This window comes from Streptococcus jiangjianxini (assembly GCF_040225085.1).
GTDB lineage: Bacteria > Bacillota > Bacilli > Lactobacillales > Streptococcaceae > Streptococcus > Streptococcus jiangjianxini.
This window is the reverse complement of the sequence record NZ_JBEHGL010000002.1, coordinates 51,070-74,607: the sequence shown is the minus strand read 5'-3', so window position 1 is coordinate 74,607 and position 23,538 is coordinate 51,070. Positions and strand designations below refer to the sequence as shown.

The window sequence follows — 23,538 nt, the reverse complement described above, 5'->3', positions numbered from 1 at the left end:
TTGGAATCAATCTCCACCTCCTCTGTTGATTACAAATACAATTTAATAAGGATTATTTGGCATCAGCTAAGTCTTTATCAAGTTGTTTTAATTTCTTAAGGTAATCAGCTTCTTTGATTTTACCGTTATAGGTGTCAGAGAGGATAGCAGCACTTTCAGTCCAGAAAGCTGTCATTTGGCTAAGTTTAGGCATTACGACAGTGTACTTATCTGAAGAACCCATTGTGATAACAGTTTTAGCCAAGTCATCATTTTGAACGTCGTCTGATTCTTGAACTTCTTTGTTTGAAGGGACGATAGAACGTTCTTCGAATTGATTTTCTTGGCTATCTTCGTTAGTTAGGTAAGAAGCCAGTTGGTAACTAGCTGCGATACGTTCTGCATCACCGTCAGCTGGTGCTTGGTTAACAGCGTAAAGTTTAACCCCCAAGAAAGCTTTTTGTTGCACATCTTTATCACCGATTTTTACGGTTGGGTAAGCAGCTACACCAAGTTTGTCTTCTCCAACAGATTCCTTAGCTGTTTCATAATCCCACGGACCTGATTCAAAGGCTGCAATTGAGCCATCGCCGAATTTAGACATGGTATTGTTGGCATCTGCGTTAACAAATCCTTTATTGTCTTTTTGGCTAGCAATCCATTTTAGAACGTTAACGCCTGCCTCGTTACCCCAGTTTGTACCTTTGACATCTTCACCATTTTTACCAAAGAGTGTGTCACCAACTGACATGAAGAGTGGTGCGATGTGGTAGGCATTAACTTCTTTCAAGTTAGCTCCAAAAGTAGCATTTTCTGTAATGCTTTCGTATGATTTTACTTGGTCTTCAGAAAGTTTTTCTTTATTGTAGTAGAGCACTTGAGACTCGATCCCAAATGGGAAAGCATAGGTTTTGCCTTTGTATTGAGCACCTGCAAGAGCTTGCTCTGTTGACTCTGATTTAACTTCTTTAGCATATTTTTTTGGTAACGCTTGGATAGCACCAGATTCTACTAATTGACCAAGTTGGTCGTGAGGAAGTGAAAAGACATCAGCAGCAGCGCTAGGATCTTTTTTGATTTTTTCTTGTGCTTTTGGATCTTCAGACTCAACGACTTTTACTTTGTAACCAGAATCTTTTTCAAACTCTTTAACAATTTCTTTGTAAGATTTTTTAGATCCGGTTGGGACCCAGAGTTTGATAGTTTTTTTTGAAGCAGCACTTACTTCAGTTGTGTTAGCAATAGCAGCTCCACCAACAAGTGAGAGAGTTGCTCCAAATAATGCGACTTTTTGCCATGATTTCATAGCGCTTTCCTCCTAAGAAAATTCTTTATGTCTTTATTATGCAATCGCTTGCAAGAATTGTCAAGCATTATTTAACAAAAAAATAAAAAAATTTTTAAATCCCCTTTATTTAAGCTTTTCTTAGTGTTAAAAATCTACTCATTTGAACAAATCGCTTGCACTTTATGATAACTAAGTCTAATCAACTAGAAAATAAAGGGTTGGATATAGTTTTAAAAATTCCGACTATTAGAAATTCCACCAAAAGGTTTGCCAGATTTCAAAAAGTGACCGTCAATGTCATTCAAAGCAGTCATTATCAGTTGCCCCAAACTTGGATAAGATGATTTATTTATTACTGCTATGAATGAAGACACAATAGGTACTACCTGATGTTACTGTCTGAAGATAAGCTTAACTGATAAGAGATGGATGATTAAGTTGACTGAACAGCAGATGCTTTATTGCTTTTATCGCATGATACTGTTCCTAAGGATATAGCAGCTCCTGATATGCCGAGACTTCGCTCTCCTTATTCAGTTAAATGAACCTTGGTGAAATAGAGATTTACTTTTGTCTTTTTTGAATACAGGGTTCCAGTTCAGCCTTTACTATGGCAATGAGATAGGATTCAGTGGTCGTTCAGATATGGTCATTTATCATTGAATACCATGAAAAAAAAGATGAGATTTAGGATTGTTTTCGTTAGTCAAAAGTGAGTTGCCTTTCAGTATTAACATCGTAAACATAGAGTTTTATAAGGCTAATACATGATAGTGGAAAGCTGCTGGAGATCTTACTTGATGTTAGGATAAAATACTAAATTGAAGATTCAAAGAGGGGTTTTTAATCAACAAAAAGCAAACGTTTGCCAAAATTGAAAACCTTATTATATCAGTATTTAAGCCTGAAATTTTTTGAGAAAATAGTTTCAGTATTGCAATAAATAGCAAAAGTTATTGAAAACGCTTGTGAAGTGTTGTAAACTAGAACAATCAAAAGATTAGATAAAGGAGTTTAGGCCATGGCTACTATAAAGGATGTCGCAAAAAAAGCTGGTGTAAACCCATCAACCGTTAGCCGAGTACTTAAAGATAATCATTCTATTTCACAAAAAACAAAAGATAAGGTTAGAAAAGCCATGGCAGAGTTGGGCTACGTGCCTAATGTTGCTGCACAAATGCTAGCCAGTGGTTTGACTCATAACATTGGTCTGGTTTTTCCTCCATTAGCCACGCCGGACCGTTTAAGTGAGCCTTTTTTTATGCGTATCTTATCAACCATTACCAATGAAGCTAAATTGAAAGATTTTACCATTTCTATTGCGACTGGAACTTCCTTGGATGACTTATTAGAGCAAGTTACTTTGATGCACCAACAAAAAAGGGTCGATGGTTTTATTATTCTATATTCAGATCAAGATGATCCGATTAGACACTATTTGTTGGAAAATAAACTTCCCTTTGTGATTGTCGGAGCCCCAGAGGGCAATGAAAGACAGATTACCTATATCAATAATGATAATCAGCTCATGGGAAAACATGCTGTTGAATATCTCTTGGATAAAGGGCATGAGACCATTTATTTTGTAACAGATGATTTAAAATCTGAGGTTGCTTCAGAGCGTTTTATGGGATATGTCAAAGGAATGATGCGACAAGATTTAACCTATCACCCCATGTTTTTATTTGACCCATCGGATGCTAAAAAAGTGGATGTCTTAATGACTGCTATTCAAACTGGAAACCCCACAGCATTAGTTGTTATTTCGGATCGTGTGACGATACGATTAATGCAACTACTTTCCTATTATGGGTTGAAGGTTCCCGATGATATTTCTATCATTACGTTTAATAATTCTATTTTTTCAAAGTTAATCCATCCTTATTTAACGACTTTTGATATCCATGTGGATCATCTGGGAGAAAGTAGTTTTAAGCGCCTATTAACTATTATTCAATCAAAGCAAGAAGAAAAAAGTGAACAGATCATTGTGCCTTTCACCCTAAAAGAAAGAGAATCCGTTAGAAATTTAAAGAAGGAGTAGTAAGTAGCAAACGATTCTTTCTGTTAACAGTGAAGTTCTTGGTATTAAGGAGTCAGGTTGAAGAAAGTCAGAAAATAGACAACCCCTCCCAAACATAAAAACATTGAGAAATCAGCCTCTATATCGTTAAACAAAAAACTCTTAGAAGTATTGCTGTAACAGTATTTCTAGGAGTTTTTTGTTTTCCAATGTAAAGAAAAAAGCTGAGGAAAATTATCCAAGATAACGGTTGTTTTCAATGAGAAGTGTTCGTGTTAAACATTTTCGTTAACTTTTTTAATGTTATTGTAGACAGAAAACTCTCAAAGAGCTCCTAAATCAATAGTCCTAGAGAGATGTCATAACTATCATCAAGTATGATAGACCTAATTTCTTACTGTCTAGAGGATTTGGCTATATTCTAAGGTCTTGATTTCAAGTTTTTTTCATTTTTCTAAAGGAGAAAGCCAAAAAGTTAAAAAAATGATTGACTTGCGCAAGCGCTTGCGTTATAATTTTTATATCAAAACAAAATAAGAAGGGGAAAGTGAAATGACCCAACGTGAAAGTGGTATCCTTATGCATATTTCTTCTTTGCCTGGTCAATTTGGTATTGGCTCATTCGGTAAAGAGGCTTATGATTTCGTGGATTTTCTTGTCGAAACGAAACAAACTTACTGGCAAATCCTTCCATTAACAACGACTAGTTACGGAGATTCGCCATATCAATCTTTTTCTGCCATTGCAGGAAACACGCACTTTATTGATTTTACGTTTTTAGCCGAATCAGGTTACTTAGCATTAGATGATTTCCAAGGGGTTTCTTTTGGTCATAATCCAGAGGAGGTTGACTATGCACTCATCTATGAAAGTCGTCGTCCAGTTCTTGAAAAGGCTGTTCAAGGGTTTTTAGCTAGTCATGAAGGGAAATCTTTATTAGAGACTTTTGAATCGGAAAACAACTGGGTTTCTGATTTTGCAGAATTTATGGCTGTTAAAGAATATTTTGGTGGCAAAGCACTTCAAGAGTGGGATGATAAGTCTATTGTTCAGCGCGACGAGCTAGCATTGTCCTCTTATCGTGAAAAACTAGCAGATGCTATCCTTTACCATAAAGTGACTCAATATTTCTTCTATTCACAATGGTTAGATTTAAAAGCTTATGCCAATGACAACGGTATTCAAATCATTGGTGATATGCCTATCTATGTGTCAGCTGATAGTGTTGAAGCTTGGACTATGCCTGAACTTTTCAAATTGGATGAGGACCGTCATCCAATTACCATCGCAGGTGTTCCTGCAGATGAATTTAGTGATACGGGGCAACTCTGGGGAAATCCTATTTACAATTGGGAATTACATGAAGAAACTGGCTATGCATGGTGGATTTACCGCATTAAAGAAAGTTTCAAACTTTATGATAAATTGCGTATCGACCATTTTAAAGGCTTTTCAGACTTCTGGGAAATCCCTGGTGGAGATGATACAGCCATCAATGGTCACTGGTCAGAAGGACCTGGCTATAAGTTATTTGAGGCAGTCAAAAATGAGCTCGGTGAATTACCAATCATTGCTGAGAACTTAGGTTACATCGATGAAAAAGCTGAAAAACTCTTAGCAGACACAGCCTTTCCTGGTATGAAAATCATGGAATTTGGTTTTTATGATGTAGAGGGACAAAGTATCGATATCCCGCATAACTACACGCCTGATACAGTAGCCTACACTGGCACTCATGATAACGAAGTGGTCAACGGCTGGTATGATAATCTTAATACTGAGCAACGAGATTTCCTTAATGCCTACATCAATCGTGGCCAAGATGAAGCTATCACAGAAGCAATGCTTCGTAGCTTGTATGCAAGTGTTAGCCATATCGCTATCGCTACTATGCAGGACTTGCTTGACAAAGATGCTAGTTCCCGGATGAATACGCCAAACACACTTGGTGGTAACTGGCAGTGGCGTATGCTTGCAGAAGATTTAACGCAAGATAAAAAAGATTTCTTGACTGATATTACTGAGCTTTACGCTCGTGCGAACAAGTCATTACAAAGATAGAGGAGACAGGAGAGTAAACAGAAAATGACTAAAGCATTTATAGCTTATCTAAATGACAAAGGGCAAGAATTAGCCTCATTAAGCAATGAAGCCATCTACAAAGAGTTACTTCACTATGTTAAAGAACTAGCGGTTGAAATGCCTAAAAATACTGCAAAACGTAAAGTATACTATATTTCAGCTGAGTTTTTAATTGGTAAGTTGTTGTCTAACAACTTGATTAATCTTGGTGTTTATCAAGAGGTTAAAGATGCACTAGCTTCAGCAGGCAAAAACCTAAGTGAAATTGAAGATATTGAACCAGAGCCATCATTAGGAAATGGCGGTTTAGGTCGTTTAGCTTCATGTTTTATCGATTCTATGTCAACCCTCGGCATCAACGGAGAAGGTGTCGGCTTAAACTATCATTTTGGTCTTTTTAAACAAGTCTTTAAAGATAATCAACAAGGTGCTGAACCAAATGATTGGATTCAAGATGATTCATGGTTGGTTCCAACAGACGTTCACTATGATGTGCCTTTCAAAGATTTCACCTTACGCTCTCGTTTGGATCGTTTAGATATTCTTGGTTATCACCGTGATAGCAAAAATTATCTCAACTTGTTTGATATTGATGGTCTTAACTATGATTTGATTGAGGATGGTATTACTTTTGATAAGACGAAAATCAAAGAAAACCTAACCCTCTTTCTTTACCCAGATGATTCTGATAAAGCAGGAGAATTGCTCCGTATTTATCAACAATATTTCATGGTGTCGAATGCTGCACAATTATTGATTGATGAGGCTATTGAGCGCGGATCAAATATCCACGATTTAGCAGATTATGCCTATGTTCAAATCAATGATACCCACCCATCTATGGTAATTCCAGAGCTGATTCGTCTTCTGACGGAAAAGCATGGCTTGGATTTTGAAGAAGCTGTAGCAATTGTTAAGCAGATGGTTGGTTATACTAACCACACTATATTAGCAGAAGCTCTTGAAAAGTGGCCATTAGACTATCTTAATGAAGTCGTGCCTCACTTGGTAGCTATCATTGAAAAACTAGATGCGATGATTGCTCAAGAAGTCCCAAATGTAGGATTGCATATCATTGATGAAGCAGGACGTGTGCACATGGCGCACATGGATATTCATTTTGCAACCAGCGTCAACGGCGTAGCAGCGCTTCACACAGAAATCTTGAAAAATAGTGAGTTGAAGGGTTTCTATGAGTTATATCCAGAGAAATTCAACAATAAAACGAATGGTATTACTTTCCGCCGCTGGTTAGAATTTGCTAATCAAGACTTAGCTGCTTATTTGAAAGAATTGATTGGTGATGAGTATCTAACGGATGCCACAAAACTTGAAAAGTTATTAGTTTTTGCTGATGATGAGTCTGTCCATGCTAAATTGGATGCTATTAAACATCACAATAAGTTAAATCTAAAACGTTATTTGAAGGATAATAAAGGGATTGACTTGGATGAGAATTCAATCATTGATACTCAAATCAAGCGTTTCCACGAATACAAGCGTCAGCAGATGAATGCTCTTTACGTCATTCACAAATACTTGGAAATCAAACGTGGTAATCTTCCTGAACGCAAACTAACTGTTATTTTTGGTGGAAAAGCTGCACCAGCTTACATTATTGCGCAAGATGTTATTCATCTCATCCTTAGCTTGTCAGAATTGATTAACAACGATCCAGAAGTTAACCAATACCTCAATGTTCACCTAGTTGAAAACTACAATGTTACTGTTGCAGAACATCTCATTCCAGCAACTGATATTTCTGAGCAAATTTCACTTGCCTCTAAAGAAGCTTCGGGAACTGGTAACATGAAATTTATGCTCAACGGTGCTTTGACATTGGGAACTATGGATGGTGCTAACGTTGAGATTGCTGACTTGGCTGGTATGGATAATATTTATACTTTTGGGAAAGATTCTGATACTATTATCAATCTTTACGAAAGCCAAGGCTATGTTTCACGTGATTACTACCAAGGTAGCGATAAGATTAAAGAAGCTGTTGACTTTATCGTTTCTGAAGAATTGCTGGCAGTTGGTAACCATGAACGTTTGAATCGTCTCCATAATGAATTGCTCAATAAAGACTGGTTTATGACATTGATTGATTTGGCTGAATACATTGATGTCAAAGAAAGAATGTTGGCTGATTACGAAGATCGCAAAGCTTGGAACAGTAAAGTTGTTAAAAACATTGCAAAAGCTGGCTTCTTCTCATCAGATCGTACGATTGCACAATATAATGATGATATTTGGCATAGCTAACATATCGTTTGTTGATAAATGAGTTGGGAGACCAACTAGTAGGTTGAAGAAAAAGTCCATTTTGGATAGCTTTCTTCAGCCTTTTTAATTGCATCCAAAAGACAAAACCTCTCACAAAGGTTAGTAAATCAACAGTTCTAATACTAATTCAAAATCAAAATGGCGGAGATCTAGTCTCTATGTGCAAACGATTTTAGTCGGGAAGAAATGAGTTATTTTATTATAGTAAGTGCCTAGTAAAGAATTGTATTGAGAAGGTTTCAGAGAGTAATCCCTCAATTTGGAAAGTCCGGAAGTCTTGTCAATTACAGTGTTCTTGGATGATTTTTGATCATGGCGAACAAGCTTCTAGAGCCTTTTGTTGATATCCGAATGCGTTACAAAATGAGTGGTATATTTCTCATCTTGTAACTATTTTTGGGGGTAACGGTTACTGATCTCTATGCTATAAGTATTTGGACACTCGTTTATTAAACGTTTTTATTGCCTGTCATTTGCATAGGTTTGGTAGTATGAATATCGAAGCAGCTGCTATTTTGGGATGTCCAGTAGACATTTTTAATGATTGATTAGTAGCCGATAGCCCTTGAGTCAAAAGAATTTCCTCTGATGTGTTATTAAAGCAGTTTCAGAAGAGTAGATGATTCGCAGAAAGCCATATTTTCCATAAAGGAGCAAGCACATTCATTGAAAGCTTTTGTGAACTATTGTTACCTAAAGCCGCTTTAATTTGGACGCTTATATGTGATTAGGAAGCTGCGCGGATAAACCAATATTGCAAACCGTTTCATAAAAAATATCCAACTTTTTATATAATATTGAATAAAAATGCAAATTATTCTTGACTTATGCCCGATGTGCTGTATAATATTGTTATTATAAAAATTGGAGGGTAATAATGAAATTGAAAAAGTTTGTCTTAGGAGCAGTTTTCCTAGTTTCTACTGTAATACTAGCAGCCTGCGGTTCATCTGAATCAGCTGATTTACAGGAAGAAATCAAAAAAGATGGTAAGTTAGTGGTTGCAGTTAGTCCAGACTATCCACCATTTGAATTTAAAGCTCTTGTCAATGGTAAGGATAAGGTCGTTGGTGCCGATATTGATTTGGCTCAAGCTATCGCTGATGAGTTGGGAGTTAAATTAGAAGTTTCAACTATGAGTTTTGATAATGTTCTGGCTAGTTTGAAGAATGGTAAAGCAGATATCGCTATTTCAGGACTTTCAGTAACTGAAGAGCGTAAGAATGCTTATACTTTCTCTGATGCCTATTATGAAACAGAGAATGCTATTTTGATACGTAAAGAGGATGAAGGTAAATATACCAGCTTGGATCAATTATCAGGTAAAAAAGTTGCTGTTCAAAAAGGAAGTATCGAGGAAAATCTTTCTAAAGAGCAATTGAAAGATTCTCAAGTTGTTCCACTAACAGCCATGGGAGAAGCTATCAACGAATTGAAATCAGGTGTTGTAGACGCGGTTGATTTAGAGAAACCTGTCGCAGAAGGCTATATCGCTCAAAATAAAGATATTGCTTTAGCAAAGATAGCCTTGAAGGTTGGGGAAGGCGACGCCAAAGCAGTTGCTATGCCAAAGGGTAAAGAAAGTAAAGAACTCCAAAAAACTGTTAATAGCATTATTGCCAAAATGGAAAAAGAAGGAACTTACAAACAGTACATTTCTGACGCAGCAAAATTAACAGGAAAAGCTGTCGAATAATGAAAAGAATCCCCTTGTTGAGTGAACAACAAGAGGATTTTTGTATTGAATGTTAAAGTTAGCAATAAATGCAGGTAAGACATGGAATCTTTATTTACCGAGACAAAACTGACTAAACAACTGTGTGATCAATTCATCTGGAGCAGCATCGCCTGTAATTTCCCCAAGAATTTCCCAGGTTCTCGTCATATCAACTTGTAGTAAGTCGACAGGCATACCTAGTTCGAGCCCTTCGTTGACAGCTTTTAAACTGTCAACAGCTTTTTCGATTAACGAAATATGGCGTGCATTGGAAAGATAGGTAGCATCTTTTTCGACTAACCCCGCGTTTTCAAAGAAAAGCTGATTGATACGTTCTTCGATTTGGTCAATATTTTCATTTTTCAATACAGAAATGGCGATGACATCATTTGGTAGTTGTGTACGCTCAATCTTTTCTTCCAAGTCAGTTTTATTTAAGAGTATAATCCGATTGCTATCTTTACTAATAGCAAGAAGCGTTTGGTCCTGTTCAGTCAATGGCTCAGATGCGTTTAGCACGAGAAGCACTAAATCAGCTTCGTTGAGTGCTTTTTTGGAACGCTCAACACCGATACGTTCAACAATATCATCGGTATCACGAATACCTGCAGTGTCGATGAGTTTCAATGGGACACCTTTGATGTTGACATATTCTTCAATGACATCGCGGGTAGTTCCTTCAATATCAGTTACAATGGCTTTTTCTTCACGTAAAAGGTTATTGAGTAGACTGGATTTACCAACATTTGGACGACCAATAATAGCAGTGGATAAGCCTTCACGTAAAATTTTCCCACGTTTGGCAGTCTGCAGCAGGTGCTCTAAGAGTGTTTGAAATTCTTGCGTTTTCTCACGCATTAGGGCAGTAGTCATTTCTTCGACATCATCGTATTCCGGATAGTCGATATTAACTTCAACCTGCGCTAAAGTGTTTAAAATTTCTTGGCGTGTGTTATCAATCAGAGTTTTTAAGGAACCATCCAACTGTTGGACGGCGACAGCCATTGCTTTGTCCGTTTTAGCACGAATCAAATCCATCACAGCTTCAGCTTGAGTCAAGTCAACTCGTCCATTAAGGAATGCTCGCTTTGTGAATTCACCAGGTTCAGCCATACGAGCCCCAGAGCGGATCAAGAGTTGAAGAATTTCATTGGTGACAGCAACGCCACCGTGTGTGTTGATTTCGACGACATCTTCACGAGTAAAGGTCTTAGGTTCTCTCATAACACCAACCATAACTTCATCAATAATATCATTATTTTCAATAATATGACCGTAATTAAGGGTGTGACTAGCAACCTTCTTGAGATTTTTTCCTTTAAAAACCTTTTGAGCAATGTCAATAGCCTCACTTCCTGATAGGCGTACGATGCCAATAGCTCCTTCACCAAGTGGCGTTGAAATAGCCGCAATAGTATCAAACTCTTTGGTAATCATAAATATCCTTTCTTTTTAGATAGCAATGGTTGTGTCACGACCAACAACTTGATAAATTTTGATATGGGTATCTTCATCTGGTGGAAATGGAAGAAGAATATCATCATAATCTGGGTTAATGGATACTAGTCGAAGTTGTTCCTTTTCTAAATAAAGTTGCTTCAAAAAGGTACAATCGTTAACAGCAATAGCACATACTTCTCCATTGTACGATGTAAATCCACGGTCAACTAAGTAAACGACGTCACCGTTACGATAGGTCGGATACATAGAATCCCCATTAACGATAGAGGCTAAGTCATAGCGCGGTGGTTGCGAAGGGACATGGACAGTCTCAAAATCATAGTCATTAAAAGCATAACCAAGTCCAGCAGCAAGTTGGGTGACAGTTTTTACGGGATAAACCGGTTGGTCTAAGACTTGTTTCTCAGCTTCCTGCTGTGCCAATTGATGGTTGAGGAAATCTAAAACTTGTTCCTGACGATTACGATCTAATTTTTGGAAAATAATTTGATAGTCCTCTTCTGAAATTCCTAAAAGTATCTCCGGTGATAAATCCAGCGCTTGGGCAAACTGTGGTATACGATTTAAGGGAAACTCTCTAGTTTTATTGAGATAACAAGAGACAGCAGATTTTGCCATGCCTACCCGCCTAGCAAGTTGGCTTAGGGATAAATTTAATTCTGACTTTCTCTGATTGATGATAGCAATGATTTCATTATTAGTATACATGTTGTCTCCTCAATTAGTGCTCGCTTATTATAGCATCGTTCTCAAAAAAGAACAAGCCCAAAATATCAACAATAATTCTTTAAAAAGGATTCGCTTTCATGTTATAATGAAGTGTAACTATTCTATAAGGAGTTTTTCATGGAAGCATTAAAAAAACAAGCTGGTCTTAAAGCCGCGGAATTTGTCTCTGATGGGATGATCGTCGGACTTGGGACTGGATCAACTGCCTATTATTTTGTTGAAGAATTAGGGCGTCGTGTCAACGAAGAAGGACTTTCAATTATTGGAGTAACCACATCAAGTCAGACTTCTAAGCAGGCAGAAAGTTTGGGTATTCCATTGAAAGCTGTTGATGATATTGATGTCATCGATGTTACCGTTGACGGTTCAGATGAAGTTGACCCACACTTCAATGGGATCAAAGGTGGCGGTGGCGCTCTTCTTATGGAAAAAATTGTCGCAACTCCAACAAAAGAATACATTTGGGTTGTTGACGAGTCTAAGATGGTTGGACAGCTTGGTGCCTTTAAATTACCGGTTGAAGTCGTTCAATATGGGGCAGACCGGCTCTTGCGTTACTTTGAAAAAGAAGGTTATAACCCTTCTTATCGTCTCAAAGATGGACGTCGCTTTGTGACAGATATGCAAAATTACATTATTGACTTAGATTTGGGTAACATCGAGGATCCTGTTGCATTTGGGAAGCAATTGAAGGCTATGGTTGGCGTTGTTGAGCATGGTCTCTTTACAGGGATGGTTAATAAAGTTATTGTTGCTGGCCAAGATGGTGTTCGAGTCTTAGAAGCTTAATTGTGTTTTGGTTATATTAAAATCATTATTTTATAACAATCAGTTATACAGGTATTTGGGTGCTAACCGTAACCACCCTAGATTGGAGAATTATGTCTACTTTTGATCGTATTCACTTAGTGGTACTTGACTCTGTTGGTATTGGTGCCGCTCCAGATGCTAATAACTTTGTCAATGCAGGAGTTCCTGATGGTGCTTCTGATACCCTTGGCCATATCTCAAAAACAGTAGGTCTTAGCCTCCCAAATATGGCTAAAATGGGCCTTGGAAATATCCCACGTGAAACACCGCTTAAAACGGTACCTGCTGAAAGTCATCCAACTGGTTATGTGACTAAATTAGAAGAAGTGTCTCTCGGAAAGGATACAATGACCGGTCACTGGGAAATTATGGGACTCAATATTACCGAGCCTTTTGACACATTCTGGGACGGATTTCCTGAGGACATTTTGACAAAAATTGAAGAATTTTCTGGGCGTAAAGTGATTCGTGAGGCCAACAAGCCGTATTCTGGAACAGCTGTTATTGATGACTTTGGTCCACGCCAAATGGAAACTGGAGAGCTCATCATTTACACATCTGCTGACCCAGTGCTTCAAATCGCTGCTCACGAAGATATTATTCCACTTGAAGAACTCTACCGTATTTGCGAATATGCCCGTTCGATTACTCTTGAGCGTCCAGCCCTTCTAGGACGCATTATTGCCCGTCCGTATGTCGGTGAGCCGGGGAACTTTACTCGTACTTCAAATCGTCGTGACTTGGCTGTTTCGCCCTTTGAAGATACTGTTTTGAATAAACTAGCTGACGCTGGTATTCCAACTTATGGTGTCGGAAAAATTAATGATATCTTTAATGGCTCAGGGATTACCCATGACCAAGGTCATAATAAGTCAAATAATCATGGTGTTGACACGTTACTTAAAACCCTTCAAGACCCAGAATTTACCAAAGGTTTTTCATTTACCAATTTAGTAGATTTTGATGCTCTTTACGGTCACCGCCGTGATGCGCATGGTTACCGTGATTGTCTGGAAGAATTCGATGCTCGTTTGCCAGAAATAACAGCATTGTTAGGTGATAAGGACTTAGTTCTCATTACAGCTGACCACGGCAATGATCCTACCTATGCCGGAACAGACCATACTCGTGAATACATTCCTCTTTTGGCTTATAGCCCATCCTTTACAGGTAGTGGTGTGATTCCACAAGGGCATTTTGCTGATATTTCAGCAACTGTTGCTGACAATTTTGGTGTTGACACAGCCATGATTGGGGAAAGTTTCCTAGCTGAATTGAAATAAGGTGAGTGAGATGGAAGAAGTCGTTATTTATCACAATCCAAATTGTGGTACCTCTCGGAACGTACTAGCCATGCTTAAACATGCTGGTATCGAACCAAAAGTTATTGAGTATCTAAAGACGCCACCTAGTCGTGACCAGCTAATCGACTTATTAGACAAAATGCAGATAAGTCCAAGGGAATTGCTTAGAACAAATGTACCTGAATTTGAGAAGCATCACTTATCAGATGAAACATTATCAGACGAAAAGATACTTGATGCTATGATGGCAGATGCCATTTTAATCAATAGACCTATTGTGGTAACAAGTAAGGGAGTGAGACTATGTCGTCCGTCAGAGACTTTATTAGAAATCCTTCCAGTTTCGTTACCAAGTCCATATACAAAAGAGGACGGAGAAGTCGTCTACCCCATATATTAAAAAGGAGATCGTATGACATTATTAGAAAAAATTAGAGTGACCCAGTCTTTTCTAGAAAGTAAAGGAATTCAATCACCGGAATTCGGTTTGATTTTGGGTTCTGGCCTAGGAGAATTAGCTGAAGAAATCGAAAATGCAATCGTAGTCGATTATGCTGATATCCCAAATTGGGGGCAATCAACTGTTGTTGGTCATGCCGGCAAATTGGTCTTTGGTGACTTATCAGGTCGTAAAGTATTAGCGCTTCAGGGTCGTTTCCATTTCTATGAAGGTAATCCTATGGAAACAGTTACTTTCCCTGTTCGTGTGATGAAAGCATTAGGATGTGAAGGACTTCTGGTTACCAATGCAGCCGGAGGGATTAGTTATGGTCCAGGAACCCTAATGGCCATCAACGACCACATCAACATGACGGGAACTAATCCACTCATTGGTGAAAATCTTGATGAGTTTGGACCGCGTTTCCCAGATATGTCAGATGCTTACACTAAAGCTTATCGAGAAGTGGCTCACCTTGTGGCTAAAAAACAAGGAATTAACTTAGAGGAAGGCGTTTATATTGGTGTAGCGGGACCTACTTATGAAACACCAGCAGAAATTCGCGCTTATAAATCATTAGGAGCAGATGCCGTTGGTATGTCAACCGTTCCAGAAGTTATTGTGGCAGCTCACTCAGGTATGAAGGTCTTGGGAATTTCAGCAATTACTAACTTTGCAGCTGGATTCCAATCAGAACTTAACCACGAAGAAGTAGTGGAAGTGACAACCCATATTAAAGAAGACTTTAAAGGGTTAGTGAAAGCGATATTAACAGAATTATAGAAAATAGTATAGTCATACAATAATCAAGCGATCCATTAGTATAACCATACTAATGGATTCGATTCTTGATTTTGACTACTTTTGGAAAACATACCTCAAAGAAAAACTGACATTTATTTCAAAGGAGTTTATTTTTATAGATACTAATCGTGTTTACTAGTTTAAAAACAACAATCTCCTCAGCGATAAGCGTTCTGAGGACGAGGAAAAGATTTTATTTTGCGCTTGTACTATTAGGTGTTATAGTCGGATTGTTAGGTATCGTTCTGCATTCTATCCTTGACGCTACGATGGAAGTTGCCAGTCTTTTTGGCAAAGAATCGATGACTATCGGACATGCTGTTTTGTTAATCTTGTCTGGTTTTGTAGCTGGCTTTTCATGGTATTTCCTTCAAAGACCACCAAATGTGTTATATCGAATTCACGATCTGGTTTTTAATAAAGAGCTTGAGCAACTAAATTATAAACGGCAGATTTGGCATGTCTTAATCCAAATCATCACTGTCGGGTTGGGTTCACCTATTGGAAAAGAAGCAGCACCACGTGAATTAGGTGCTTTAATGGCGCAGCCACTGGGAAAGAAGTTAGGCTTGCCACAATCCGATATGACTTTTCTTGCTGCAGCAGGGGTTGGAGCAGGTTTATCAGCTATTTACCAGGTTCCCTTAGGATCAGTCTTCTTTGTATTTGAAACCCTTAACTTAGATTACTCTATCAGACGTTTTATAGAAGTTTCACTGGTCACCTATTTATCAGCTTGGACCGCTAGTCTAGTTATTTCAACGGATCCCTTATTCCCAGTGGATCATGTGGAAGCGTCTTGGCAAAGTTTATTAGGTATTATCGTCATTACACTGGTTCTAATACCCTTTGCTAAACTATTTAAGCATTTGATTATAAGGGTTGAAAGTCAGAAAATGACGTCTGTAAATATGATGATCCTCCTCCCGTTGCTATTCTCTGGGCTCGCTCTAGTAGCTTTTTATTACCCTCAAATAATGGGGAATGGCTCTGAAATGGTTATCACATTTCTCAAGTTGCCTGATAGTTATACAGTGGTGGCTTTGCTTTTACTTAAAACTATTTTCGTTTTAACAACGTTAAAGGCTGGTGCTTACGGTGGAACTCTGACGCCATCCTTTGCTTTAGGAATGGGATTAGCTTACTTGCTGGTGGCGCCTCTCAATTTTGAAAGTGGCTTTTTACTAACACTGATGACAACGGGCTCTCTAGTATTTTTAGCAACTTGCTTAGAAGCCCCTTTGGCAGCTTTCTTCTTAGTTGTTGGTTTTACAGGGATTAGTTACCAAGCTTACCCACATTTATTTGTTAGTTTATTATTAGTGCAAATCTGGTCACATCAATGTGATAAAGGCCTGAAAAGAAAGAGATGATGAAAGAAAGCCATAGCTATGAGTGGCTTAGTTTTAGGGAGTATTGTTCAACCTGTTAGTGTGTTTAACCTATGGTTTACGGACTCTCATTTCGCAATATTTAGAGTGCTAGATTGCTTGATATTCATCTATCGGTTGAAAAACAGCCTCTAACATTAAAAATAAGAAAGGAAAGAGAGCAAGTTCTATATGAGTTGAACTCGATGAAAACTTGGGAAAAGGGTAAGCTAGGTAAGGCATTAAGAGTTCTTGGTTAGTTTACCTATGTTTCGTTCGTTTTTTGGTTGCTCTTTGTATTATTATTATGTCTATTCATATTTCCGCTAAAAAAGGCGATATTGCTGATAAAATTCTTCTTCCAGGAGATCCTCTTCGAGCGAAATTCATCGCAGAAAATTTCTTAGAAGATGCAGTTTGTTTTAATGAAGTACGTAACATGTTCGGATATACTGGTACTTATAAGGGACAACGTATTTCTGTTATGGGAACCGGAATGGGGATGCCATCTATCTCTATTTACGCGCGTGAGTTGATTGTTGATTACGGTGTCAAAAAACTCATTCGTGTTGGGACAGCTGGTTCCATCGACCCAGACGTTCACGTACGCGAATTGGTTTTAGCCCAAGCTGCGGCTACGAACTCTAGTATCATTCGCAATGATTTTCCAGAGTTTGATTTTCCACAAATTGCTAATTTCCAATTGCTTGATAAAGCCTATCATATCGCTAAAGACCTTGGTTTAACAACGCACGTTGGGAATGTTTTGTCTTCTGATGTCTTTTATTCAAACATGCCGGAACGCAATATAACGCTAGGTAAGCTTGGTGTTAAGGCGATTGAAATGGAAGCGGCAGCTCTTTATTACCTTGGAGCACAACACAGTGTTGATACTTTAGCCATCATGACCATTTCTGATAGTTTGGTAAATGCTGAAGAAGACACAACGGCAGAAGAGCGTCAAAATACCTTCACTGACATGATGAAGGTAGGACTGGAAACATTGATTGCAGAATGATATGACGATAGATACTGATAAAGTAGCTGTTCTGTTAGACTTGTACGCTTACCATCATTTATCAGAAATCCTTGACGATAAGATAAATGATGAGACTCATTTTCTTTTAGAAAGTTTAAAGGAACGTAGAGAATTGAATGTTGCTTATCTTTTTAAAAAAGAATATGAGAGAAGGCAGTGTGAAGCTTATTTCGATCGTCATTTGGTATCCAATCCTTATGAGAAGGAGTTGTTGGCCAATTATATTTTTGACTTAGAAGCTAAGTTACGAAATGGTAAGATTATTGATTTTGTCAGAGCTGTCAGCCCTATCTTGTACCGCCTATTTTTAGAAGTCCTTGCAGATCAAGTGCCTGAATTGGATGATTATATTCATAATGCAAAGTCATCTCAATATGATACTTGGAATTTTCATAAAATGCACGCTTCTGATAATAAGGCAATAATATCTTATGTTTCTCAAAAAAGAGATGGCAAAGTAACTTCTAGCAGTTTATCAGAATTGATTCAACACACAGACTTAGATGAAACGATTAAAAAGACTGTTTCAGATTTGCGTGAATTTGAAAAGTCAGTTCGCAATCCATTGGCACATTTGATTCAATCTTTCGATGAAGAAGAATTACATCGAACGACTGGCTTCTCATCACAAACTTTTTTAGCAAAAATTATTGATTTAGCTTTGTACTGTGATGTTGTCTATGATCGAGAGAATTTCTACTTTGATCAAATGAACCACTTAATATTAAGGGAACTATATTCATCAAAAACCAAAAAATAACTTATAGTAGATTTTTGGACTAACTATCTCATAAATGCACGAAGCAAAATCTTACGAGTGGGTATCTTACGGCTAAACGTACGAGTCAGAGATAACAATATTTTTCTTCAAGAGATTCGTTACCATCTAGATTTATGAAGTTAATAAAAAAGTGAACAAATGAGAATTTCTGTTAGACAGAATTCCATATTGTTTGCTTTTTATGTTTTGTGTCGAACTTTTAACGTAAGTGTCCTATAACAAGGTATATTTAAAAACACATTTTAGAGTCAGGATTGGCTCTGGAATGTCAATATACTGAAGGATTGAGAGGAGGGACTAGATACTTTGTCATGGAACGCTTAGGGTTGCTTTATAAGAAATGTGTTTTCAGAAAGTGATCATTAGAAAATCAATCAAAGTAGTTAGATTATTTCTAGATGACTACTTTGATTGATTTTTTTGTTATTTGTTAATGAATAAGCATAGATTTCCAACTTGAAAATGATTCATAATAGCCCAAAGCTGTCTCTTTATGTTGATAGTGCTTGGCCTTTATTTATGTTAGAACACGCTCCGCATCTCTATTGTGATGGTTTTCTATAACCAAGAAATCAATGATTTACTCGTTGGGAATTTGATGACAGATGTCATTAAGGTTTTTCATTTATGTGGCTTTAAGCCTAGTCTCGCCCCGATAGGTGCGAGACAAATAAACCAGCCGTTAGACAGGGGGCATGATCTAGCGAAGCTAGTCTAGCTGTCCATTTTTCAAGGTTAGCTGAACATCAGCCATTTTGGCTAGTGCCTTGCTATGTGTAACCATGATGACACATTTGTCTTCGTGATGGGCGATATCTTTGAGGTTTTGAACGATATCGATGGCAATTTCTTCATCCAAGTTACCAGTAGGTTCGTCTAACAGCATGACCTTAGCTCCTGAAACAAGAGATCGGGCAATGGCGACTCGTTGTTGTTGACCTCCTGAAAGTTGTAGAATATTTCGATTGATTTGTTCTTTCGACAGACCTAAATCGAGTAAAACCTCAGCCCTTGCTTTTTTATTAACGAGTCTGATATTTTCCAAAGGGGTTAGATAATCTAGAAGATTATAATTTTGAAAGACTAAGGAGACATGATGACGACGGTAGTTAGCGTAGCCGATGTCCTTTAAATCTTTTCCTTCTATCAAAACTTGGCCTGAAGTTGGTTTATCTAGTCCTGCTAAGAGTGAGAGTAGTGTCGTCTTTCCTGTTCCCGAATGGCCAACAATAGAATAAAAGGTGCCCTTTTTAAAATCGTAATTTAAATCTTTGAATACCTGTTGCTGGCTGATGCCGTCATAAGTATAGGATAAATGGTTAATGGTTAGCATGTCTGTCTCCTTATGAAATCTTAGTTAGAATATCTTTGGGTTTTAGTAGGATAACTGGTAAGCTTGCTACGATAATACCGATAATGATCAAGCCACTGCTGATAGCAATCATACTGATTAGCTCATTAGAACTTAGATGTACTTGGAAGTGCTTGACAGTTTGCATGATAAGGTCAGTCTGACTATCAGCCCCCAAGGTGTAACCTCCTAATTGCTTCGTAACTTCTTCTCTGACGGTACGAGCAACAGCGTCCACGGTCTGGTTAGCTAATAATTGTCCTAGTGTTTTTCCAACAAGACTAGCAACGATAAATGATGGAATGGCAAGCAGAAGGTTTTCAACGATATATTGGCTAACAATATCGATCTTAGATTTTCCAAGAGCTAACAAGACACCGCATTCACGTAAACGATTATGTACATTGAAGGTTAGTAGTAGGATAACTAATATAGCACTGGCAATAATGGTTACAAGCACTAAACGTTTTACCGTTTTTTGAAGGAGACTGATACTACGATTATAAGATTTTAAAGCAGGGTTTTGCTCAGTCAGTTGGTAGTTTTGCCAATTGACTTCGTCAACATCCTGTTTCACTTTAGCGATAAATTCTTTGGCATTGACTGATTTTTTTAAGCCATAAGTTGCTTCACTATAAAGTGTTTTTCCTTTAGGGAAGCCGAATAAATCACTGGCTAGACTGGTATCAGATAGTAAGGTGTTAGAAACTAGCTCGTCATTGTAATTCGGTTTATTGAAGGTTTTCCCACTAAAAATCCCGACAATTTCGGCTTTTAAAGGTGTTTTATCTTTTCCGATATAACGAAGGGGATCACGTCCCAATGTTAAATGATCACCGACTTTAAGATTATTGTGTTTGGCAAAGTCTTCATGAACTAAGACCTTATAGTGATCATTAGGTTTTAGATGACGACCACTTTTGAGTTTTAACATACTTGTTGTAAAACGATTATCCTTATGGCTGTTTGAAATACCTTCGACAGTTATGGCAGTCGCAATATCCTCTCTTCGATAATCGCCTTCAGTGGTTCCGATAGGGACTAGCTTGGCATCTTCTAAACTAGCAAAGGATGATACAGACGGAACAAAACTTTTGACTTCAGGATAACTAGCGATCTTTTGAATAGCTTTTTCAGAAAGTTCTCCGGAACCATAACCATCTCCAACAAAAATATTACTAGCTGACAGGGTTATGCTCTGAGTGAGGTTATGCTTTTTGACGACTGCTCCTGACATCGATGATGATAAGCTAAAGATGGCTATCAGAAAACTGGCAATAACACTAAAAAGTAAAAAGTTGATTAGTGTTTTTGCTCTTTTTCGATACAAATAATAAATAGCTCTGGTAAAAAATGACATGATTACTCCTTCGTTTTAATGGGTGATGTGATGTTTAAGACATCATGGCAAAGAGTTTCTTCGGTGAATATCTTAGCAGTGAAGAACAAGCTAGGAAGACGGCCCCAACAGCTAAGGCTAAGTTGGTGACAATACTATAGCTAATATCGGTCACTTTTAAGCTAGTGGTGTGCTGAACCAGTTGCTCCAGATTGAGATGATTAGCTAGAAAAGCGATAGGCATGAGTTCGGCATTATCAGTATTTTCATAGCTAGCGCTTAAAAGGTCATGAAGTAAGCTAGCTCTTATGGAGGGCAGTAAGAGATTGCTGATTAGCAAAGCAACCACTACTGAGACACTAGCTACAATGAGAATTTCTAGGATATATTGTAGCAAGATGTCGCCTCGACTTTTTCCGAGTGATTGTAAAATACCGATTTCAAGCTGTCTACTCTTCATCCATAGATTGAGAAAGAAAGCAAGAATTAAGGTGCTAAGAACAAGAGTTCCCCAGAAGATTAGTTTAAAAAGTCTTTGTTGGCTTTTCAATCCTTTCAACTGTGCTTGAATACTGGCATCTTTTTTTAATTGATATTCTTTAGCGATATTTTTTCGAGTTTGTAGATCAGTCTGTGCTTGCATAGCCTCTGTCTTCGTTGAGGCTTCATAGTAACTCGTTTGATAAGTATAGTTTGGGTTGACTTTTGTCAGAGTTGCTTGTGTTGTGATGATATTATTATCTAGGGAATCACTTTCTCGATTAGTGATAGGAGATTGGGATACTTTAAATATTCCAGCTACAGCTAAGGTGTGTTGAGAGCCATTTGCTCCTTTTATCGTAAAATGTTCCCCTGGTTTTAATTGGTATTTTTGTGCAAAACGTTGACTAACCAGAGCTTTATTGACATCACAATCCGTTAAATAAGTGCCTGTAGCCAAAAATGATTTTGATTTTAACAATTTAGCTTTTGATAAGAATTCCTGATTAATCAAGCTATAAGGCCTTGACGTTGATTGTTGTTTATCGGTGACTGTTACGACTTCAGTGATTAAGTGGTTGGCCTTTAGGTGATAGCGAGACGCGACCTTTTGGAATGTATGGCGGGTAGCTGAACTTGTGGTATGTTCAGGACTGTTATCTATCTTAGTGACCATAAAGCGTTTCGATTGTACTTGTGAGAGTGTTTGGATATCTTTACTAAACGTTGCGTTAAGTGAGATGAGTAGTGTCAGAGAAAGGCTTACGATCAAAAGTAGGCTAGTCAATATGACCGTTTTGATGTAATGCCGCTTTAAATACAGTTGTGCGCGTGTCAGAGCATTCATAGATTTTCCTTTGTGATTCTAATAGCGTTGATGGATATCGAGTAATTGACTGTTTAAGGTAAAGCTTAAAAGCAATCATTTCTTGGGTAGCTAGCAGGGTAAGTTTTTTCGTCTAGTCAAGCCTATTAACAAGAGGCTAGATAAATATCTCAGCCTCTAAGATGTTTATATCAGCAGTGACTAATGCTTGGTTGCTTTAACTATCATTGACTAGTAATGAGAAATCATTGCCAGAGATTCGAGAGTATCTCATATTCCTGTTGTTTTTAGATAGATCAGTTAGTCTATTTTTTGATTGTGGTTGTTAAAAAGTCTCGTAATTCTGGTCGTAATAAAAATCCAAATGTTTTAGGATTCTTTTTATCGTCAGTTGAAGCATTAACCAGTCCGACTAACTCATTTTTCTCATTGATAAGTGGTGATCCTGAATTGCCACTATAGATTAAAGCAGCGAAGGTTAAGAAGCTCCCATCTGGTTCGACTTTTGTCAGTTTTCCTTTACTTTCCCAAAGCGTTCCATATGGTTTGTCTCCTGGGTAACCAATGGCGCTGATTTTGTCTCCTTTTTTTAGACTTTTGATAGTATTAGGACTAGCCAGTTTTAAGGGAGTAATGGCAGCCAGCGTTCCTTTGTCCTTGGGATTATCTCCAATTTCTAGGATAGTCATGTCATCGCTCTCTTTTTTGGCTGGGGTTATTTTTTTAACGGGATAGTCATAATATTTTCCATCTTTCCCTGTGATACGAACCACAATCTCTTTTAAGGGTTTTTTAGACACATTGACAACATGCTTGTTGGTAACTAAGTGATGGCGTCCAACAAAGAATCCTGTTCCATATTCTTTTTTATTTTTCAAGTATTGTACTCTAACAACACTTTGATAAGGATATTCTTGATTTTTTTGAATTTCAGTGCGTGTCTTTTCCCCGTCGATGACTTTATCAGCCAAGACAGTGGAGTGGTTTCCTAGTAATAAGAGAAAACCAAGGGCGATGCAGGTTACTAATTTTTTCATTATGTATTTCCTCTCTCTAAATGTTTTTTTCTCACTGATGACTAAAAACATTCGCCAATGAGAAGCTCCAATGATTTACTCCTAAATTTTCTAGAATCTCTTAAGACCGATGTCGATGATCAGATAGCGACTATCAGTTTGTAGCATTGTAGTTGTTATCTAGTTGATGACTAGGTTTTTCTTATCTAAACTAGATTGTTGTCCCTTTTTTGGAACCTTTAACAGAAGGCTCTATACTCAGTTAATTTCAAAAAAATAACTTTTTCTTAAGTAGTGCGGACAAAAGCAACCTCCTTCAGAGTTTCATTCCTAATTTTTAAGCCTAAGTCTCAAAAATTCCGTTATTAGTGACAGCAATATTGTCACTAATAATACCACTACGGCGAAAATATC

General features: G+C 37.7%; 18 protein-coding genes. 11 read left to right on the top strand and 7 right to left on the bottom strand.

What is annotated here, in order from left to right:
• Positions 1-52: 52 nt before the first annotated feature.
• Positions 53-1,285 carry an extracellular solute-binding protein gene (locus ABP870_RS01505; protein ID WP_350013736.1) on the bottom strand — a complete coding sequence of 411 codons (1,233 nt, stop codon included), beginning with the start codon at positions 1,283-1,285 and terminating at the stop codon, positions 53-55.
• 1,003 nt (positions 1,286-2,288) lie between these two features.
• On the opposite strand from ABP870_RS01505, the gene ABP870_RS01500 reads away from it, so the two are divergent.
• The 4 genes from ABP870_RS01500 to ABP870_RS01485 all read left to right on the top strand — a co-directional run bounded on the left by ABP870_RS01500 (position 2,289) and on the right by ABP870_RS01485 (position 9,354).
• Positions 2,289-3,311: a LacI family DNA-binding transcriptional regulator gene (locus tag ABP870_RS01500; protein ID WP_350013735.1), complete on the top strand. Its 1,023-nt coding sequence runs from the start codon at positions 2,289-2,291 to the stop codon at positions 3,309-3,311.
• A 531-nt stretch (positions 3,312-3,842) separates the two neighbouring features.
• Positions 3,843-5,351: a 4-alpha-glucanotransferase gene (malQ, locus tag ABP870_RS01495; RefSeq protein WP_350013734.1), complete on the top strand. Its 1,509-nt coding sequence runs from the start codon at positions 3,843-3,845 to the stop codon at positions 5,349-5,351.
• A gap of 24 nt (positions 5,352-5,375) precedes the next feature.
• Positions 5,376-7,637, top strand: coding sequence for a glycogen/starch/alpha-glucan family phosphorylase (gene glgP, locus ABP870_RS01490; protein ID WP_350013733.1), 2,262 nt, complete (start codon positions 5,376-5,378; stop codon positions 7,635-7,637).
• 898 nt (positions 7,638-8,535) lie between these two features.
• Positions 8,536-9,354, top strand: coding sequence for a transporter substrate-binding domain-containing protein (locus tag ABP870_RS01485; RefSeq protein ID WP_350013732.1), 819 nt, complete (start codon positions 8,536-8,538; stop codon positions 9,352-9,354).
• A 90-nt stretch (positions 9,355-9,444) separates the two neighbouring features.
• Here the strand turns inward: ABP870_RS01485 and mnmE are convergent, their stop codons facing one another.
• Both mnmE and ABP870_RS01475 read right to left on the bottom strand, forming a co-directional pair.
• The gene (mnmE, locus tag ABP870_RS01480) at positions 9,445-10,812 is read right to left on the bottom strand and encodes a tRNA uridine-5-carboxymethylaminomethyl(34) synthesis GTPase MnmE (RefSeq protein WP_350013731.1); all 1,368 of its coding nucleotides are present in this window, start codon (positions 10,810-10,812) and stop codon (positions 9,445-9,447) included.
• A 15-nt stretch (positions 10,813-10,827) separates the two neighbouring features.
• On the bottom strand, positions 10,828-11,544 hold the full coding sequence (locus ABP870_RS01475; RefSeq protein ID WP_350013730.1) for an XRE family transcriptional regulator: 717 nt from the start codon (positions 11,542-11,544) through the stop codon (positions 10,828-10,830).
• A 138-nt stretch (positions 11,545-11,682) separates the two neighbouring features.
• Between ABP870_RS01475 and rpiA the strand changes: the two genes are divergently transcribed.
• The 7 genes from rpiA (at position 11,683) to ABP870_RS01440 (ending at position 18,091) form a co-directional block, all read left to right on the top strand.
• Complete coding sequence (gene rpiA / locus ABP870_RS01470; protein WP_350013729.1) at positions 11,683-12,354, top strand: ribose-5-phosphate isomerase RpiA; 672 nt, start codon at positions 11,683-11,685, stop codon at positions 12,352-12,354.
• A gap of 92 nt (positions 12,355-12,446) precedes the next feature.
• Complete coding sequence (locus ABP870_RS01465; protein ID WP_350013728.1) at positions 12,447-13,658, top strand: phosphopentomutase; 1,212 nt, start codon at positions 12,447-12,449, stop codon at positions 13,656-13,658.
• Between the two features lie 10 nt (positions 13,659-13,668).
• A complete protein-coding gene (arsC, locus tag ABP870_RS01460; RefSeq protein ID WP_350013727.1) occupies positions 13,669-14,079 on the top strand; it encodes an arsenate reductase (glutaredoxin) in 411 nt (136 codons plus the stop codon).
• 12 nt (positions 14,080-14,091) lie between these two features.
• Entirely contained in the window at positions 14,092-14,901 is an 810-nt protein-coding gene (locus ABP870_RS01455; protein ID WP_350013726.1) for a purine-nucleoside phosphorylase, read from the top strand.
• Positions 14,902-15,152: 251 nt separating this feature from the next.
• On the top strand, positions 15,153-16,295 hold the full coding sequence (locus ABP870_RS01450; RefSeq protein ID WP_350013725.1) for a chloride channel protein: 1,143 nt from the start codon (positions 15,153-15,155) through the stop codon (positions 16,293-16,295).
• 304 nt (positions 16,296-16,599) lie between these two features.
• Entirely contained in the window at positions 16,600-17,310 is a 711-nt protein-coding gene (gene deoD, locus ABP870_RS01445) for a purine-nucleoside phosphorylase (RefSeq protein WP_350013724.1), read from the top strand.
• A gap of 1 nt (position 17,311) precedes the next feature.
• Positions 17,312-18,091, top strand: coding sequence for a LytR family transcriptional regulator (locus ABP870_RS01440; RefSeq protein WP_350013723.1), 780 nt, complete (start codon positions 17,312-17,314; stop codon positions 18,089-18,091).
• A gap of 730 nt (positions 18,092-18,821) precedes the next feature.
• On the opposite strand, the gene ABP870_RS01435 is transcribed toward ABP870_RS01440, so the two are convergent.
• The 4 genes from ABP870_RS01435 to ABP870_RS01420 all read right to left on the bottom strand — a co-directional run bounded on the left by ABP870_RS01435 (position 18,822) and on the right by ABP870_RS01420 (position 23,145).
• A complete protein-coding gene (locus ABP870_RS01435) occupies positions 18,822-19,445 on the bottom strand; it encodes an ABC transporter ATP-binding protein (protein WP_350013722.1) in 624 nt (207 codons plus the stop codon).
• Between the two features lie 10 nt (positions 19,446-19,455).
• Positions 19,456-20,823 carry an ABC transporter permease gene (locus tag ABP870_RS01430; RefSeq protein WP_350013721.1) on the bottom strand — a complete coding sequence of 456 codons (1,368 nt, stop codon included), beginning with the start codon at positions 20,821-20,823 and terminating at the stop codon, positions 19,456-19,458.
• Positions 20,824-20,857: 34 nt separating this feature from the next.
• A complete protein-coding gene (locus tag ABP870_RS01425; RefSeq protein ID WP_350013720.1) occupies positions 20,858-22,129 on the bottom strand; it encodes an ABC transporter permease in 1,272 nt (423 codons plus the stop codon).
• Positions 22,130-22,413: 284 nt separating this feature from the next.
• Complete coding sequence (locus ABP870_RS01420; protein WP_350013719.1) at positions 22,414-23,145, bottom strand: S1 family peptidase; 732 nt, start codon at positions 23,143-23,145, stop codon at positions 22,414-22,416.
• Between the last annotated feature and the right edge of the window lie 393 nt (positions 23,146-23,538).